At 67.5% G+C, this 17104-nt stretch carries 17 protein-coding genes; 7 read left to right on the plus strand and 10 right to left on the minus strand.

Annotated elements, in window-relative coordinates:
• Positions 1-148 precede the first annotated feature (148 nt).
• A complete protein-coding gene (locus ACFCV3_RS20950; protein WP_376032123.1) occupies positions 149-1216 on the plus strand; it encodes a fatty acid desaturase family protein in 1068 nt (355 codons plus the stop codon).
• Between the two features lie 50 nt (positions 1217-1266).
• Complete coding sequence (locus ACFCV3_RS20955) at positions 1267-2337, plus strand: acyl-CoA desaturase (RefSeq protein WP_376032125.1); 1071 nt, start codon at positions 1267-1269, stop codon at positions 2335-2337.
• On the opposite strand, the gene ACFCV3_RS20960 is transcribed toward ACFCV3_RS20955, so the two are convergent.
• The 4 genes from ACFCV3_RS20960 to ACFCV3_RS20975 form a co-directional block, all read right to left on the minus strand.
• Entirely contained in the window at positions 2338-3369 is a 1032-nt protein-coding gene (locus ACFCV3_RS20960) for a LacI family DNA-binding transcriptional regulator (protein ID WP_376032127.1), read from the minus strand.
• 21 nt (positions 3370-3390) lie between these two features.
• On the minus strand, positions 3391-5085 hold the full coding sequence (locus tag ACFCV3_RS20965) for a ribonuclease J (protein ID WP_376032129.1): 1695 nt from the start codon (positions 5083-5085) through the stop codon (positions 3391-3393).
• Entirely contained in the window at positions 5082-5996 is a 915-nt protein-coding gene (gene dapA / locus ACFCV3_RS20970; RefSeq protein ID WP_376032131.1) for a 4-hydroxy-tetrahydrodipicolinate synthase, read from the minus strand. The genes ACFCV3_RS20965 and dapA overlap by 4 nt, the downstream gene beginning before the upstream one ends.
• 117 nt (positions 5997-6113) lie before the next feature.
• Positions 6114-6938: a metal-dependent hydrolase gene (locus ACFCV3_RS20975; protein ID WP_376032133.1), complete on the minus strand. Its 825-nt coding sequence runs from the start codon at positions 6936-6938 to the stop codon at positions 6114-6116.
• A gap of 122 nt (positions 6939-7060) precedes the next feature.
• Between ACFCV3_RS20975 and argG the strand changes: the two genes are divergently transcribed.
• Complete coding sequence (argG, locus tag ACFCV3_RS20980; protein ID WP_376032135.1) at positions 7061-8494, plus strand: argininosuccinate synthase; 1434 nt, start codon at positions 7061-7063, stop codon at positions 8492-8494.
• Positions 8495-8524: 30 nt separating this feature from the next.
• On the opposite strand, the gene paaE is transcribed toward argG, so the two are convergent.
• From paaE to paaA, 5 genes are read right to left on the minus strand one after another with little or no spacing between them, the layout of a single operon-like run.
• A complete protein-coding gene (gene paaE / locus ACFCV3_RS20985) occupies positions 8525-9607 on the minus strand; it encodes a 1,2-phenylacetyl-CoA epoxidase subunit PaaE (RefSeq protein ID WP_376032137.1) in 1083 nt (360 codons plus the stop codon).
• A gap of 1 nt (position 9608) precedes the next feature.
• Complete coding sequence (gene paaD / locus ACFCV3_RS20990) at positions 9609-10088, minus strand: 1,2-phenylacetyl-CoA epoxidase subunit PaaD (protein ID WP_376032139.1); 480 nt, start codon at positions 10086-10088, stop codon at positions 9609-9611.
• A complete protein-coding gene (gene paaC, locus ACFCV3_RS20995) occupies positions 10082-10816 on the minus strand; it encodes a 1,2-phenylacetyl-CoA epoxidase subunit PaaC (protein ID WP_376032141.1) in 735 nt (244 codons plus the stop codon). Before paaC ends, paaD begins: the two co-directional genes overlap by 7 nt.
• The gene (gene paaB / locus ACFCV3_RS21000) at positions 10813-11094 is read right to left on the minus strand and encodes a 1,2-phenylacetyl-CoA epoxidase subunit PaaB (protein WP_376032143.1); all 282 of its coding nucleotides are present in this window, start codon (positions 11092-11094) and stop codon (positions 10813-10815) included. Before paaB ends, paaC begins: the two co-directional genes overlap by 4 nt.
• The gene (gene paaA / locus ACFCV3_RS21005; RefSeq protein ID WP_376032145.1) at positions 11091-12008 is read right to left on the minus strand and encodes a 1,2-phenylacetyl-CoA epoxidase subunit PaaA; all 918 of its coding nucleotides are present in this window, start codon (positions 12006-12008) and stop codon (positions 11091-11093) included. Before paaA ends, paaB begins: the two co-directional genes overlap by 4 nt.
• Before the next feature lie 177 nt (positions 12009-12185).
• Here paaA and ACFCV3_RS21010 point away from each other — a divergent pair, with 177 nt between their 5' ends.
• Together ACFCV3_RS21010 and ACFCV3_RS21015 are read left to right on the plus strand one after the other, a co-directional pair.
• Positions 12186-13379, plus strand: a complete 1194-nt coding sequence (locus ACFCV3_RS21010; RefSeq protein ID WP_376032147.1) for a DUF418 domain-containing protein — start codon at positions 12186-12188, stop codon at positions 13377-13379.
• Between the two features lie 17 nt (positions 13380-13396).
• Complete coding sequence (locus ACFCV3_RS21015; RefSeq protein ID WP_376032149.1) at positions 13397-14002, plus strand: GNAT family N-acetyltransferase; 606 nt, start codon at positions 13397-13399, stop codon at positions 14000-14002.
• Here the strand turns inward: ACFCV3_RS21015 and ACFCV3_RS21020 are convergent.
• Complete coding sequence (locus tag ACFCV3_RS21020) at positions 13999-14436, minus strand: VOC family protein (RefSeq protein WP_376032151.1); 438 nt, start codon at positions 14434-14436, stop codon at positions 13999-14001. The two genes, ACFCV3_RS21015 and ACFCV3_RS21020, sit on opposite strands and share 4 nt — an antisense overlap.
• Before the next feature lie 247 nt (positions 14437-14683).
• Between ACFCV3_RS21020 and ACFCV3_RS21025 the strand changes: the two genes are divergently transcribed.
• Together ACFCV3_RS21025 and ACFCV3_RS21030 are read left to right on the plus strand one after the other, a co-directional pair.
• Positions 14684-15247 (plus strand): winged helix-turn-helix domain-containing protein, encoded by a 564-nt coding sequence (locus ACFCV3_RS21025; RefSeq protein WP_376032153.1) that lies wholly within the window; start codon positions 14684-14686, stop codon positions 15245-15247.
• 78 nt (positions 15248-15325) lie between these two features.
• Positions 15326-17047: an alpha/beta hydrolase gene (locus ACFCV3_RS21030; protein WP_376032155.1), complete on the plus strand. Its 1722-nt coding sequence runs from the start codon at positions 15326-15328 to the stop codon at positions 17045-17047.
• Positions 17048-17104: the final 57 nt, after the last annotated feature.

Consider the following 17104-nt stretch of genomic DNA (forward strand, 5'->3'; position numbering starts at 1 on the left):
ACGGTTGCCCCTTGGCGCGCCCGCGAGACTCACCTTGCGAAGGGTTGCCTAACGTGGTTCCGTTGGAGGTACCAGCCACAGTTGTGGCGCTGCCCCAGACCCGGTGGCGCGTCGACGCGATGTACGACCGGACCGGGGTGCTTCCCACTTGTCACAGCTCGTCGCGGACAATAATCCGCAACAGCGCTTCACCAACCTCTATACCGATCTCGCGCGCACTGTCCGCGAGCTCGGACTGCTCCGGCGGCGCCCTGGATACTACTGGACCAGGATCGGCTTGGTGCTCGCCGCCTTCGCCGGGGTCTGGGTCGGCGTCGGCCTGCTCGGCAACTCGTGGTTCCAGCTCCTGATGGCCGGTGCGTTCGCGCTGGTACTGACCCAGGTCGCGTTCCTCAGCCACGACAGCTCGCACCGGCAGATCTTCAAGTCGGCCAAGTGGAACGACTGGACCGCCCGGATACTGGCCGGTGGCCTGATCGGCATCAGCTCCGCCTGGTGGAAGTCGAAGCACAGCCGGCATCACGCGGCCCCGAACCAGTTGCAGCACGATCCCGACATCGCCATCGGCGTGGTCGCCTTCACCCCGGAGCACGCGCTCAGCCGCACCGGCTTCCGGAAGTGGCTGACCGACCGCCAGGGCTGGCTGTTCTTCCCGCTGCTGACGCTGGAAGGCCTGAGCCTGTACGTGTCGAGCGTCACGCACGTGTTCCGCCGGGGCGCGAACAAGGCCGAGCGGGTCGAAGGCGCCCTCGTGCTGATCCGGATCAGCAGCTACCTGGGATTGATGTTCTACCTGCTCCCGCCCGGCAAGGCGTTCGCCTTCCTCGGTCTGCAACTGGCCGTCTTCGGCGTCTGCCTCGGTGGATCGTTCGCACCGAACCACACCGGGATGCCGTTGGTGCCGGCGACGATGAAGATCGACTTCCTCCGTCGCCAGGTGCTGATGTCGCGCAACATCCGCGGCGGCGTGCTGATCGACTTCGTGATGGGCGGGCTCAACTACCAGATCGAGCACCACCTCTTTCCCAGCATGCCCCGGCCGACGCTCAAGGCGGTCCAGCCGATCGTCCGCGAGTACTGCGAACGGCACGGTGTGAACTACACCGAGGTGTCGCTGCCGGCGGCGTACAAGGTCATCGTGGACTATCTCAACAACGTAGGGTTGCGGGCACGTGATCCGTGGCAGTGTCCGCTCGTCACGGCGTACCGGGGGTAGTCCTTTGCCCAGCCGACCTCGGCGGTCCACCTGAGCGCACACGGAGTGTCATGACTGATCTCGATCCTGAACGTGTGCGCCCACAGCAGCAGTACGCCAGCCTCTATACCGACCTGCTCCGGACCGTGCAGGAGCTCGGCCTCATGCGCCGGCGCCAGGGGTACTACTACACGCGCATCGGCCTCGTGTTCCTCGCGCTGGCCGGTGTCGCGGTCGGCGTCGTCGTACTGGGTGATTCGTGGTTCCAGCTGGTGCTGGCCGCAGTGCTGGCGCTGGTGCTCGTCCAGGTGGCGTTCCTGAGCCACGACAGCGCGCACCGGCAGATCTTCGACTCCGCGGCTCGCAACGACTGGACGGCACGAGTGCTGGCCGGTGCGGTCGCGGGGATGAGTGTGACGTGGTGGCGCAACAAACACTCACGTCATCACGCCGCACCGAACCAGGTGGACAAGGACCCCGACGTACAGCTCAAGGCGGTCGCCTTCACACCAGATGCGGTGCTCGGGCGCGGACCGCTCGGCCGGTGGATCGCTGCCCGGCAGGGGTGGCTGTTCTTCCCCCTGCTCACGCTGGAAGGGCTCGGCCTGCACGCGTCGAGCCTGCGGCACCTGTGTCGCCGTGACGCCAGCAAACTCGAGCGGATCGAGCTAGCGGTAGTCATCTCCCGCCTGACTCTGTACGTCGCCGCCCTGTACGTACTGCTGCCGCCCACGAAGGCCACCGCCTTCCTGGCAGTGCAGTTGGCCATCTTCGGCCTGTTCCTCGGCGCAGCGTTCGCACCGAACCACAAAGGCATGCCGCTGGTACCAGCCGGGCTCAAGCTCGACTTCCTGCGCCGCCAGGTGCTGATGTCGCGCAACATCCGCGGCGGCGTGCTGATCGACTTCGCCATGGGCGGACTCAACTACCAGATCGAGCACCACCTCTTCCCCAGCATGCCCCGGCCGACGCTGCGCCGCGTGCGCCCGATCGTCCGCGAGTACTGCGAACTGCACGGCGTCGACTACACCGAGGTCGGCCTGTTCACGTCGTACCGCATCGTCATCGAGTACCTCAACAACGTCGGCCTCCACGCCCGAGACCCCTTCCAGTGCCCGCTGGTAGCGGCCTACCGCAAGTAGCTACGACGCCGGCGGGATCTCCCCCGAGCCACGGATCGTCAGTTTGACGGGGACCCGGACGGTCCGGCCGGGGCGGTGGGGTTCGGGGAGGCGCTCGGTCATGAGCTGAATCGCCGTACGGGCCATCACGTCGGCTGACTGGGCGACTGCGGTCAGGCCGGGCTTGAGGAGGTCGCCGAGAGCCAGGTCGTCGAACGAGACGAGCGCGACCTGATCACGCCGGCCGGCCAGACCGCGCAGTACCTCGGCGGTCGTCATGTTGTTTGCCGACAGCAACGCTGTCGCGGGCTCCGGGCGATCCAGTACGGCGGAGAGCGTGATGCCGATGCCCTCCGTGGTGGGCTCGGACAGGTGCACGAGGTCTTCGTCGACGTCGATGCGGTGCCGGGCCATCGCGGCCCGGTAGGCGACCACGCGCTCGCGGGCGGTGAAGATCCGCTCGTCGTCACCGAGGTACGCGATCCGCCGGTGCCCCTGCCGGACCAGGTGGTCGATCGCCTGATCGATACCGCCCGCGTTGTCGGCCAGTACGGCGTCCGCCTCGATCCCGTGCGCGGGACGGTCGATCGTGACGACCGCCATCCCGGCGTCGACATGCGGTGCCAGATACTCCTGGGTCTCCCCGATCGGCGCCATGATCAACGCGTCCGGGCGACGGGCCACGAACTCGAGACAGACGTCGCGCTCGCGCTCCGGGTCCTCGTCGGTCAGGCCGATCATCACCACGGAACCCGACGAGCGGGCCCACAGCTCGACCGCCCGGCCGAGCGAGGCGAAGAACGGGTCACCGATATCGCGGATGACCACGGCGATCGTGCCGGTCTTGCCGCGGCGCAGCATCCGGGCCGACTCGTTCGGCGTGTAGTTCAGTTCCTTGATCGCGGCCTGCACCTTGGCGGTCAGCTCGGGGCTGACGTTCGGCTCCTCGTTGACCACGCGCGACACCGTCTTCAGTGCCACCCCGGCCCGGGCCGCGACCTCCTTCATCGTGGGCCGGCGCTGGCCCGTGCCGTTCACACCGTTCATGCTCATCGCCGGCCCACTCTCTCTGTTCTAGCTCTGCACGACGATCGGGATGATCATCGGGCGCCGGCGGTGGGTGTCGCTGACCCACTTGCCGACCACCCGACGGATGATCTGCTGGAGCTGGTAGATGTCGTCCACGCCGCTGCCGATCGCCTTCGCGATCTCCGCCTCGATCTTCGGCTTCAGGTCGTCGAAGACAGTGTCGTCCTCGACGAACCCGCGGGCCTGGATCTCCGGTCCGGCGGTCAGCTTCCCGGTGACGGAGTCCATCACGGCGATCACCGAAATGAAACCCTCGTCGCCGAGAATCCGCCGGTCCTTCAGCGAGGTCTCGGTGATGTCGCCCACCGTGGAGCCGTCCACGAAGACGTACCCGCAGTCGACCTTGCCGGCCACGACGACCTTGCGGTCGATCAGGTCGACCACCACACCGTCCTCGACGACGACCACGTTCTCGCGCGGTACGCCGGTCTGGATCGCCAGCTCGGCGTTCGCGTGCAGGTGCCGGATCTCGCCGTGCACCGGCATCACGTTGCGCGGCTTGACGATGTTGTAGCAGTAGAGCAGCTCGCCCGCACTCGCGTGCCCGGACACGTGCACCAGGGCGTTGCCCTTGTGGATCACGTTCGCGCCGTGCCGGGTCAGGCCGTTGATCACCCGGTAGACCGAGTTCTCGTTGCCCGGGATCAGCGACGACGCCAGTACGACGGTGTCACCCGGCTGGATCTGGACGACGTGGTGGTCGTTGGCCGCGATCCGGGACAGCGCCGACATCGGCTCGCCCTGCGATCCGGTGGAGACCAGCACGACCTGCTCGGGCGGGTAGTTCTCCAGCTCGCGCATGTCGATCAGTGTGTCGCCGGGCACGTTCAGGAAGCCGAGATCACGGGCCACGGCCATGTTGCGGACCATCGAACGACCGACGTACGCGACCTTGCGGCGGTGCTTCACAGCAGCATCCATCACCTGCTGGACGCGGTGCACGTGGGAGGCGAAACAGGCCACGATGATGCGCTGGTTCTTCGCCTTGGTGAAGACGCCGTCGAGCACCGGGGCGATGTCCCGCTCGTGGGTGGTGAAGCCGGGGACCTCGGAGTTGGTGGAGTCGACGCAGAACAGGTCGACCCCCTCCTCGCCGAGCCGCGCGAACGCGTTCAGGTCGGTGATCCGGCCGTCCAGCGGGAGCTGGTCCATCTTGAAGTCACCGGTGTGCAGCACCATGCCGGCCGGCGTCCGGATCGCGACCGCGAGCGCGTCCGGGATCGAGTGGTTGACCGCGACGAACTCGCAGACGAACGGGCCGATCTGCAGCTTCTCGCCCTCGACCACGGTCTGCTGCGGCACGTTGCGGTGCCGGTGCTCCTTCAGCTTGCCCTCGAGCAGCGCGAGCGTGAGCTGTGACCCGATGACCGGGATGTCGCCCCGCTCACGCAGCAGGTAGGGCAACCCGCCGATGTGGTCCTCGTGGCCGTGCGTCAGCACCACCGCGACGACGTCGTTCAGCCGGTCCCGGATCGGCTGGAAGTCCGGCAGGATCAGGTCCACGCCGGGCTGGTTCTCGTCCGGGAACAGCACACCGCAGTCGACGATCAGCAGTTTGCCGTCGTACTCGAACACGGTCATGTTGCGGCCTACTTCACCGAGGCCGCCGAGCGGGATGACCCGCAAAGCGCCCGGAGCCAGCGGTCCGGGCGCAGCTAGATGGGGATGGGGATGGCTCATGCAATCAGTCCTGCCGTTTTCAAGTCGGTGGTGAGCCGGTCCACTTGCGCAGGCGTCGCCTCGATCAGCGGCGACCGGAGGGTCGCGTGCTCGAGGACGCCGGCCAGCTTGAGTGCGGCCTTCACCATGATGGCGCCCTGGGTAATCGTCATAATCGTTTCGACGGCGGGCACCAGCCGTCGATCAATCTCCTGTGCGGTGGCGAGGTCGCCGGCCACCACGGCGTCGATCAGCTGCCGGTACTCCGGGCTCGCGACGTGTCCCACGACACTCGCGATACCGACGGCTCCGATCGCCAGCATGGCGAGGTTCAGCTCGTCGGCACCGCAGTAGTAGAACAGATCGGTGTTCGCGAGCACCTTGGTGGTCGCGGCCAGGTCGCCCTTGGCGTCCTTCACCGCCACGATCCGCGGGTGCTCCGCGAGCGCGATCAGCGTCTCGGTCCTGATCTCCACCCCGGCGCGGCCGGGGATGTCGTACAGCAGGTTCGGCAGGCCGGTCGCGTCGGCGACCTGGGTGAAGTGCTGCCGCAGACCTTCCTGCGGAGGCTTGTTGTAGTACGGCGTCACGACCAGCAGCCCGTCGGCACCGGCGGCCTCGGCCTGCCGGGCGAGCTCGATGGTGTGGGCCGTGTCGTTCGTCCCGACGCCGGCGACGAGCTGGGCCCGGTCGCCGATGGCCTCGCGGACCGCGCGGATCAGCTCCACCTTCTCCTGGTCGGAGGTGGTCGGGGACTCGCCGGTCGTCCCGTTCAGGATGAGGGCGTCGTTGCCGCCGTCGACAAGATGCGTGGCCACCTTCTGCGCCGCGGCCAGATCCAGGGATCCGTCAGGCTGGAACGGGGTGACCATGGCCGTGGTCAGGCGGCCGAAGGGCAGCACCGGAGCGGCGAGGAGTTCTGGCGAGGGCATGGTGCTCAGATTACCGTCCCGACGCCCTGAAGAAATGAGTAGGCCTGGTGGCTGTCCGCTCGGGGGTCCGGGCAGCCACCAGGCTCACTCGTCCTATCGGGTGAGCCCAGGGAGTCGTTACACGTTCCACGAAAAAAGTCCGGAAAAAATTCTGTGAACACTTTGAGTGACGTCTCCTTCACTGAATGTAGACAAAATGAACGGATAGACGCCTGGCAGGAGCAGTACGCCGGCCACCAGCAGCGCCGGTACGACGATCAGCCGCTCGACCCAGCTGTTCGTACTGAACCGGAGCAGCCGGGGCAGGCGGATCTCGTACCAGGTCTCTCCGCGGATCGGGAGCGGCCAGAGCCACGGACAGCCGGAACGGGTCAGGCTGTCACCCAGACAGTGGGTGAACATGCCGACGCCGACGGCCACCCCGATCCACCCACCGATCCCGGACAGGCCCGCCTGGAGCGCGTCAGCGGGCGTCGTACCGGGGAGCGCCGTACCGAAGACGGAGTAGGCGCCGGCACCCAGCACGGCGAAGAGAACCCAGTCACCGAGCACATGGGCCGCAAGTAGGAGCCCGGTCGCGGCGACAGCAAGGACTGCCCATTTGCCGCGGTCCCCCAGGCTTGCGGCCAGTATGCCGAGACCGATCGCGGCCGCGAGGGTGTGCGTGGCGTGGCGATGCTTGCCGGTGCTGTCCTCGTCACGAGGACCCTTGGTGAGACTGTAGAGCGCGCCCGAGAGCCTGCGAATCAGGGCGGAGATCAGCCCGGTGATCGGACCGAGGAACCGTGAGGCACTCCCGCCCGGGTGATCCAGGTCCGGCACCAACGCGTAGCCGGCCGTGGCGGCCGCGAACGGCACCACCTCGGCCACCGAGGTCAGCCCGACCATCGGCGCCACCGCCAGTCCCAGAACCCACCCCGACAACGCATGCGATCGCCCCATCATGGTGCGCCTCACTCCCCTCCAGCAGACCGCCATCCTCTCAATCCAGCCCCAGCAGTCACAACAGCCACACCCATCACGAACGTTTTGCATAATCATTCAGAGGCATGCATACTCTTCCTATGTCCAAGGTGCTTACGTCGTTGCCGGTTGGTGAGCGGGTCGGGATCGCGTTCTCGGGAGGTCTCGACACGTCGGTCGCGGTCGCGTGGATGCGCGACAAGGGAGCGGTGCCCTGTACCTACACCGCCGATCTCGGCCAGCCCGACGAGCCCGATATCGCGTCGATCCCCGGGCGGGCCGCGGCGTACGGCGCCGAGCTCAGCCGGCTGGTGGACTGCCGCGCGGCGATGGTCGAGGAGGGCCTGGCCGCGCTCGCGTGCGGCGCCTTCCACATCCGGTCCGGCGGCCGCACGTACTTCAACACCACGCCGATCGGCCGGGCCGTGACCGGCACGATGCTGGTCCGGGCCATGCTCGACGACGACGTCCAGATCTGGGGCGACGGGTCGACCTTCAAGGGCAACGACATCGAGCGGTTCTACCGGTACGGCCTGCTCGCGAACCCGCAGCTGCGGATCTACAAGCCGTGGCTGGACGCGCAGTTCGTGCACGAGCTCGGTGGGCGCAAGGAGATGTCGGAGTGGCTGGCCAGCCACGACCTGCCGTACCGGGACAGCGTCGAGAAGGCCTACTCGACCGACTCGAACATCTGGGGCGCCACCCACGAGGCGAAGACGCTCGAGCACCTCGACGCCGGCGTGGAGATCGTCGACCCGATCATGGGGGTCGCACACTGGGACCCGGCGGTCGAGATCGCCACCGAGGACGTCACCATCGGCTTCGTCCAGGGCCGGCCGGTGACGATCAACGGCAAGGAGTTCGGCTCCGCGGTCGACCTCGTCCTGGAGGCGAACGCGATCGGCGGCCGGCACGGGCTCGGCATGTCCGACCAGATCGAGAACCGGATCATCGAGGCGAAGTCGCGGGGTATCTACGAGGCCCCGGGGATGGCGCTGCTGCACGCGGCCTATGAACGGCTCGTGAACGCGATCCACAACGAGGACACCCTCGCGAGCTACCACAACGAGGGCCGCAAGCTCGGCCGGCTGATGTACGAAGGCCGCTGGCTCGACCCGCAGTCGCTGATGCTGCGGGAGTCCCTGCAGCGCTGGGTCGGTACGGCGGTCACCGGCGAAGTGACGTTGCGGCTCCGGAGGGGTGAGGACTACTCGATCCTCGACACCACCGGACCGGCGCTGAGCTATCACCCCGACAAGCTGTCGATGGAGCGCATCGAAGACTCCGCCTTCGGCCCGGTCGACCGCATCGGCCAGCTCACCATGCGCAACCTCGACATCGCCGACTCCCGCGCCAAACTGGAGCAGTACGCCGGCCTCGGCATGTTCGGCTCGTCCAACCCGGCCCTCGCCTCCTCCACCGACCTCATCGGCCCCATGCCGACAGGTGGCGCGCAGGCAATCGCCTCCCGCGGCGAAGCCTCCGACGAAGACGTCCTCCTGGACCGCGCCGCCATGGAATCCGGCACCGACTGACCACCTGGGTCGCCGGAGGTACAGCTACGGTTAGGCGTCGTAGTCGACGGTTACGGCTGGGGTGGTGGGGTGGGACTGGCAGGTGAGGACGTAGCCGGCTCGGAGTTCGTCTGGTTCGAGGGCCCAGTTGGTGTCCATGCGGACTGAGCCTTCGAGGACTTTGGCGCGGCAGGTGCCGCAGACGCCGCCTTTGCAGGCGAAGGGGGCGTCTGAGCGGACTGCGAGGGTGGCGTCGAGGATGGGGCGGGCGTGTTCGCCCAGGGGGAAGGTGGAGCGGCGGCCGTCGAGGATGACGGTGACTTGGGCGGCGTCTTCATCGACAGCGTCTTCGACGGGTGGCTTGGGGGCTTCGTCGCCGACGTGGAAGAGCTCGGCGTGGACGTGTTCGCGGGGGACGCCTTCTGACAGCAGGAGCTCCTGGGCACCGACCACCATCGCGTACGGGCCGCAGAGGAACCACTCGTCGACACCTGCGACCGGCAGGATGGCTGCGAACATCCGCTGCAACCGCTCCACGTCGATGCGGCCGCTGAAGAGCTCCACCTCGGTCGACTCACGGGACAACACGTGCACGAGGTGCAGGCGTTCGGCGTACACGTCTTTCAGGTCGGCCAGCTCGTCCGCGAACATCACCGAGCCTGCAGTGCGGTTGCCGTAGAGCAGTGTGACGCGGCTGGACGGTTCGACCGACAGGATGGTCGCGACCAGTGAGAGCACCGGCGTGATGCCGCTGCCCGCCGCCACGAACGCGTAGTGCTTGGCGTTGGCCGGGTCGAGCGTCGTACCGAATCGGCCGAGTGGCGTCATCACCTCGAGCTCGTCACCCACCTTGAGCTCGTTCGCCGCGTACGCCGAGAAGGTGCCGCCGGGGATCCGCTTCACCCCGATCCGCAGTACACCGGAACCAGCCGGTGAGCAGATCGAGTAGCTGCGCCGGACGTCCTCACCAGTACGCCGTACTGTCAGGTGCTGGCCCGCAGTGAAGTCGTACTCCCCCGCGAGCTCATCCGGTACGGCGAACGTGATCGCCACCGAGTCGTCGGTGATCGCCTCGATCGCCGCCACCTTCAACGCGTGGAACGTCGCCCGCCGCCGGGTCGCCACAGTAGTCATGTCAGATCGCCTTGAAGTGGTCGAAGGGCTCACGGCAGCTGTTGCAGCGCCAGAGCGACTTGCAGGACGTGGAGCCGAACCTGCTGAGCTCGGAGGTGTCAGGTGAGCCGCACAGCGGGCAGCGCAGAGTCAGCGACAGCATCACCGGACCGCCGACAGCACGCCGTCCGGTCGGCGGTGCGATCCCGTACTCGGTCAGCTTCGCCTTGCCTGCTTCGCTCATCCAGTCCGTCGTCCAGGCCGGTGACAGCACCGTTTCGACGTGGCCGTCGACACCCAGGTGGTTCAGAGTCAGCTCAACCTCGTGCCGGATCAGATCCATCGCCGGACAGCCCGAGTACGTCGGTGTGATCGTCACGACGACCTCATCACCCTCGTGCCGCACACCACGCAGCACTCCGAGGTCAGCGATCGTCAGCACCGGCACCTCGGGGTCAGCGACCTCACCCACCGCGTCGAGGATCGCCGCGTCGGTCACCATGTCGCCCCCGGGTGTGAGCGCGCCACATGCTGCAGCTCGGCCAGCAGGAACCCCATGTGCTCCGTGTGCCGTCCACTCCGACCACCCTTGTGCTGGTACGACGCCTCTGGCCGGCTGCACGTGGATTCGTCGATCACCGCGAGCACGCGGCGTTCCCACTCAGCCTGCAAGCCAGCCGGATCCACAGCGACCGGGAGGCGACGTACAAGCTCGTCCGACTCGAACATCTCGGCGGTGTACGGCCAGAGTGCGTCCAGTGCGGCCTGCATGCGGCGGTGGCTCTCCGCAGTACCGTCGCCCAGCCGGATGACCCACTGGGTCGCGTGGTCGACGTGGTACGCGACCTCCTTGACCGCCTTCCCCGCTACACCGGCCAGCGTCTCGTCGGCGCTCCCCCGCAGCTCGTCGTACAACAGATGCTGGTACGTCGCGAAGTACAGCAGGCGGGCCATTGCGTGCGCGAAGTCGCCGTTCGGCAGCTCGCACAGCTGCAGGTTGCGGAACTCGCGCTCCTCCCGGAAGTACGCCAGGTCGTCCTCGGTGCGGCCGTCCATCGAACCGGCGTACTGCAGCAGCGTCCGCGCCTGGCCCAGCTGGTCGAGCCCGATGTTGCCGAGGGCAACGTCCTCCTCGAGCTGCGGCGCGGCCGCGATCCACTCGGCGGTGCGCTGCGCGGCAATCAGCGCGTCGTCACCGAGCCGGATCACGTAGTCGAAGAGATCGCTCACAGGTGGTCGACACCTTCCGGAACCTCGTAGAACGTCGGGTGCCGGTAGACCTTGTCACCCGCCGGGTCGAAGAACTCGTCCTTCTCGTCCGGGCTGGACGCGGTGATGTCGGTCGACGGCACCACCCAGATCGACACACCCTCCTGACGCCGGGTGTAGACGTCACGCGCGTTCCGCAACGCCATGGTCGCGTCCGGCGCGTGCAGCGAACCGACATGCGTATGCGACAACCCACGCCGCGACCGCACGAACACTTCCCACAGGGGCTCAACGGTCATGCCACACGCTCCAACTGCTTCGCTGCGTACGCCGCCGCGGCCTCGCGGACCCAGGCGCCGTCTTCATGCGCCTTGACCCGGTGAGCGAGCCGCTTCTCGTTGCAGGGTCCGTTGCCCTTCACCACCTCGTACAGCTCGGTGTAGTCGGGCTCGGTGAAGCTGTAGTGCCCAGTGGCCTCGTCGTAGACCAGTCCGTCGTCCGGCACCCGCAGCCCCAGCACGTCCGCCTGCGGGACAGTCATGTCGACGAATCGCTGCCGCAGCTCGTCGTTACTGTGCCGCTTGATGCCCCACGCCATCGACTGCTCGGAGTGCGTCGACGACGCGTCCGGCGGGCCGAACATCATCAGCGACGGCCACCACCAGCGGTCGAGCGCGTCCTGCGCCATGGCCTTCTGACCTTCAGTCCCGTTGCAAAGCGTGTGCAGGATCTCGAAGCCCTGCCGCTGGTGGAACGACTCCTCCTTGCAGACTCGGACCATGGCTCGCGCATAGGGCCCGTAGGAGCAGCGGCAGAGCGGCACCTGGTTCACGATCGCGGCGCCGTCGACCAGCCAGCCGATCGCACCGATGTCGGCCCAGGTGAGCGTCGGGTAGTTGAAGATGCTGGAGTACTTCTGCCGGCCGGTGTGCAGCAGGTCCAGCAGGTCGGCCCGGTCCACACCGAGCGTCTCGGCGGCGGCGTACAGGTAGAGGCCGTGACCGGCCTCGTCCTGGACCTTGGCCATCAGGATCGCCTTGCGGCGCAGCGACGGCGCCCTGCTGATCCAGTTGCCCTCCGGCTGCATGCCGATGATCTCCGAGTGCGCATGCTGCGCGATCTGCCGGATCAGGGTCTTGCGGTAGCCGTCGGGCATGGCGTCCCGCGGCTCGATCCGGCCGTCGGCGTCGATGGTCGCCTGGAAGCTGTCCATGAGACGCAGCATAGCCCAGATGTGACACTTTTTCTCCAGATCGACAACAGGTGTCACAAGGGTGGTGCTGGGCCTACCTGCGGGAGGGGGTTCAGCGCACTGGGGGCGGGCCGCGGCGGGCGGGAGGATCGTCGTAACAGTTCAAGGCCTACACAGTTCTCCCGGAAGGCGCCTCCCGTGACAATCCAGCAAACCCTCCCGGCCGCCGAACACCGCGGCCCGGTCGCCCGCAAGGAACGAGCCCTCGCCCCCGACCTGATCCGCGGCGCGATGCTGTTGCTGATCGGGCTGGCCAACAGCGCGAACTTCGCCTTCGCCGGTCAGCCCGGTGTCGAAACCGCACCGCAGGGCTTCGAGCGCATCCTGAACTTCCTCAAACTCACCTTCGTCGACGCCCGCGCGTACCCGGTCTTCGCGGTCATGTTCGGCTACGGCCTGGTCCAGCTGGCCCGCCGGCAGCGCTCGTCCGGTGCGACGCCCGGCGCGGTCCGGCGCATCCTGATGAAGCGGAACGCCTGGCTGATCGCCTTCGGTGCGGTGCACGCGACGCTGCTGTACTTCGGTGACTTCCTCGGCGCCTACGGCATCGTCGGGATCATCTGCACCCTGCTGCTCCTCAACCGCGGCGACAAGTTCCATCGGATCATCATCGGCATCTGGGCACTCGAGATCGTGTACGTCGTCTGGCTGGGCATCCAAGGTGCGATCACGGCACTGACGAGCTCCGGCCCCGCTCACGCCATCGTCAACGCACCGAACCCGTCGCTGGCAGCTTCGTCGTACGGCGCAAGTCTGATCGAGCGACTGCACGAGTACCCGCTGCATACCGCCAGCGTGATCCCGTTCGTGATGGTCGTCTGGCTCGGCATCTGGGCCGCCCGCAAGCACATCCTGGAGAACCCGGCCGCACACCGCACGCTGCTCACCCGCGTCGCCGTGGTCAGCATGAGCATCACTGTGCTGGGCGGTCTGCCGCTGGCACTGGTCGGTGCGGGCTGGCTGCACGTCGACGAGGCCGCGGTCGGTTCGCTGAGCATGCTGTCGCACGTCAGCGGGATGTTCGGCGGTCCTGGGTACGTCGCTCTGTTCGGTCTGCTGGTCGCCCGGATCACCACCCTGTCGCTGCCGGTCCGCGCTATCTCCGCACTGGGTCAGCGGTCGATGTCGGGGTACCTGTTCCAGTCGGTTGCGTGGATGGGGCTGCTGGCACCGTTCACTCTGGATCTCGGGCACCGGTTCGGCAGTGCGGCGTACGCAGCGCTCGGCTGTGCGGTTGCGGTCTGGCTGGTCTCGGTGATCGGCGCCTACCTGATGAGCCGCCGCTCGTACCGCGGTCCGGCGGAGACCCTCCTGCGCCGGCTCGTCTACTGATTGAGAGGATGGGCAGCGTGAGTGACTTCGGCGTACCCGAGCCTGCGAATCTGTCCGACCTGTCCGGTGAGCCACCGGTGGCCGAGACCAGCGTGCGGCTCGCGCTGCCCGCCGAGGCGAACGCGATCGGCGAGGTCCAGGTAGCGGCCTGGCGGGCGGCGTACGCCGGTCTGCTGCCGACCGACGTACTGGCCGACCTGAACCCGGCACAGTTCGCCGCCCAGTGGCGGGCCGCACTGATCGCCCCCGGCGAGGCCCGCAACCGGGTGATGGTCGCCCTGGCCGGCCGCACGCTGGTCGGGTTCGCGGCCATCACCGCCTCGGACGACCCGGACGCCGACGCCCAGCACGACGCCCTGATCGCCGAACTCGCCGTCCAGCCGGACGCCACTCGCGCCGGCCACGGCTCCCGCCTCCTGAACGCAGTAGTCGACACGGTCCGCGCCGACGGCTTCCGCCGGGTCACCGTCTGGATCAACTCCACCGACGACGTCTCCCGCGCCTTCTACACAGACGCCGGCTGGGCCCCCGACACCGCGCACCGCGAGCTGGACCTGTACGGCGACGGTTCCGTCCGCATCAAGCAGATCCGGCTCCACACCGACCCCGCCGCCGAGGCCTAGGCCACGCAGAACTCGTTCGCCTCGGGGTCGTGCATGACCACGAAATAGCCGTCCGGCTCGTCGGTCCGCCGTACCACGCTCGCCCCTAGCTCCACCAGCCGATCCACCTCGGCATCGACCGCCGTACGACGCTTGTCGCCGGACAGGCCGGGCGCGACCTTGATATCCAGGTGCACCCGATTCTTGGCCACCTTCGCCTCCGGCACCTGGAGGAAGAAGATGTCCGGCCGGTCCCGCACCTTGTCCACCAGCGTGCGCCCGGTCGGCCGCTTCTCCACCGGAATCTGCTGCGCGTCCGCCCAGTCGTCCCACGTCATGAATCCGTCGGGCACCGGCGTCGGGAAGTCGTACCCACCGAGCGCCCGCATCCAGAACCGCGCCACCCGATCCGGATCCGCACAGTCGAACACAATATGCAGCTCGAACGCCGTCATCGCACTCCTCCACCGCCACCAGCCCGAACCCCCAGGCCATCACAATCACCACTCCCCCGTCCACCACCGCTCAATCACAGCCCCAACCCCCACTCGTGATGGCCTGGAGGGTCCGCCCCCACCCCCCGATCCCCCAGTGAACCCACTCACGGATGCACGGTGAACCCACTCGCGAGGCACGGTGGGTTCACTCGCGGGGGCACGGTGGGGTGGGGTGGTTGACCTTGGGGGTGGGAGGGTGACGGGTATGAGCGAGTTGCGGGTTAATGAGGTTGGGGACATGGTGCTGACGGGGGCGGCGGGGATGCGGGCGCTGGCGGATCCGGTGCGGCTGGCGATTACTGATCGGCTGACGCGGCAGGGGGCGGCGACCACTCAGGAGCTTGCGGACGTGACCGGGGTCGGGGTGGAGGCTGCGGCTGAGCATGCGGAGCAGTTGGCTGCAGTGGGGCTGCTGAGGCGGGACGGGGACGGTTGGGAGGCGTGTGGGCGGGGGATCTTCTTCGAGATCCCGGAGGACGGGGATGTCGAGGTTCAGCAGGCGGCTCGGGCGTTGAGCAGTGCGATGCTGCTGAGCTATGAGCACCTGCCACGCCAGTGGGTCGAGGGGACCGAACCCGAACTGGAGCTGGATTGGGCTCGCTCGGCGGGGTTGTTCAACGCGGGGATGTGGCTGACCGCCGAGGAACTCCGCAAGGTGCAGGAGGATCTCGAGGTTCTGCTGATGCCTTATCTGCAACGCAAAGAGCCGACACCAGACTCACGGCGGGTCCGGATGCTCGCGTATTTCTTGCCACCCAAAGGCGACTAGCCGGGGGTGGTGCTCGACCGGGCACGCCTGACATGACAGATTGCGACGGTCCGATCACGCTTTGCCGTTGGAGTCTGTATGAAGCTCGTCTCCCTGGCCGTCGGCCTGGGGCTGTCCGCCACTGCTGTCCTGATCGTTCCCGGCTCGGGAGCGACTGCCTCGATGCCGACGGGGGTGGTCGTCGACAAGGCGCGGCCGGTGGCGAACAAGTACCTGCAGCAGAAGCTCAACTGGCGACGCTGCGGTGACGAGGAGCTGCGGACCTTCTGCACGAAGATCGCCGCACCGCGCGACTGGGCCAACCAGTACGCCGGAACCGACATCGAGCTCGCGGTCAGCAAGGTCGCCCCGGAGCGCGGTAAGCCCAGCCGGGTCGTGTTCGGCAACCCGGGTGGACCGGGTGGCGCGGGGCTCGGGATGGCGCCGTACCTGGCGAGCCAGGAGCCGCTGGCCAAGAATCACCTAGCGATCGGCTTCGACCCGCGCGGTTCCGGTGAGAGCACCAACGTGACATGCCAGGGCGCGCCGGGCTACTCGATGGATGCCCGCGACCGCGACCCGTGGAACCTGGACCTGATCTCGCAGGCCTCCAAGCTGGCCCAGCCGTACTGCGACCGTCAGTCCCGCGGACTGCTCCCCTACGTCACCACCGCGCAGACCGTGCAGGACATGGACCTGATCCGACAGCTGCTCGGCTTCGACAAGATCGACTTCGTCGGGTACTCCGGTGGCACCTGGATGGGCGCGTACTACCAGACCTACTTCCCGCAGCACGTCGGCCGGTTCGTGCTCGACTCGAACACGGACTTCACCAGCCCCTGGATCAGCACGTTCGCGGAACAGCCGGCCGCGTTCCAGCGGCGGTTCCAGCAGGACTTCGCGACCTGGGCGGCCAAGTACGACGACAAGCTGCACCTCGGGATGACGTCCCGCGAGGTGGTTCGCAACTACGAACGGTTACGGGCGGCGCTGAAGAAGCAGCCCGCGGTCGAGGAGTTCCTGGAAGCCTCGGTACGGATCACCTACGACCAGAACACCCTGGACGACATGGTTTCCGGGGATTTGTATACAAAACTCGACTTCTACTCGCTCGCTCTCGATCTGGCATTTCTCCGCGACCTTTCCGAAACCCAGACAAAGGGCGGGGCGAGAGCCGCGCAACGGTTGGTCGACGGGCTCTCACCGGCTCGCCAGCAGGAGCTCGTCCGCCGCGCTCACCGCAGCACCGTCGGTCTGCCGGCGGTCGGCCTGTCGGCACTGGGTGACGACTACGAGGACGCCACCTTCACGGCGATCACCTGCAACGACACCGCCTGGCCGCAGGGCCGCGAGTACGCCGACCAGCTTGCCGGTCACCTCGGCCCGCGGAACCCGCTGATCGGCTGGAGCATGAACGAGAACCCGTGCTTCTACTGGAACCGCCCGCAGCTCAATCTGCCGCAGCCGACCGGCGCCGGTTTGCCCACAACCCTGATGGTGCAGAGCCAGAACGACCCTGCCACCAGCTACACGCTGGCCGCCGCAGCCCATCACCGGTACGCCGGCTCGCGGCTGCTGACGATCACCGGCGAGGGCGACCACGGCGTGTACGGCGGAGTGAACAAGTGTGCGGACCGGATCATCAACGCGTTCCTCACCACCGGCAAGACCCCGGCCGCCGACGTGAGCTGTCGCGGCGAGGGCATCCCGGCACCATCAACCCCGGAACCGATCAACCACGAGGGCGGCGAGGCAGCAGCCGGATCCCCGTTGCGCCGGGTCGCCGGATTCACCGCCGCCCTCTCCGGATATCTGCACTGAAATCATCACGAATTGGCAGCGCCCAAACGCTTGACTCAAATCCGGAGCGGGAATTAG

The sequence above is a fragment of the Kribbella sp. NPDC056345 genome, assembly GCF_042262745.1.
In the GTDB taxonomy this organism is placed as follows: domain Bacteria; phylum Actinomycetota; class Actinomycetes; order Propionibacteriales; family Kribbellaceae; genus Kribbella.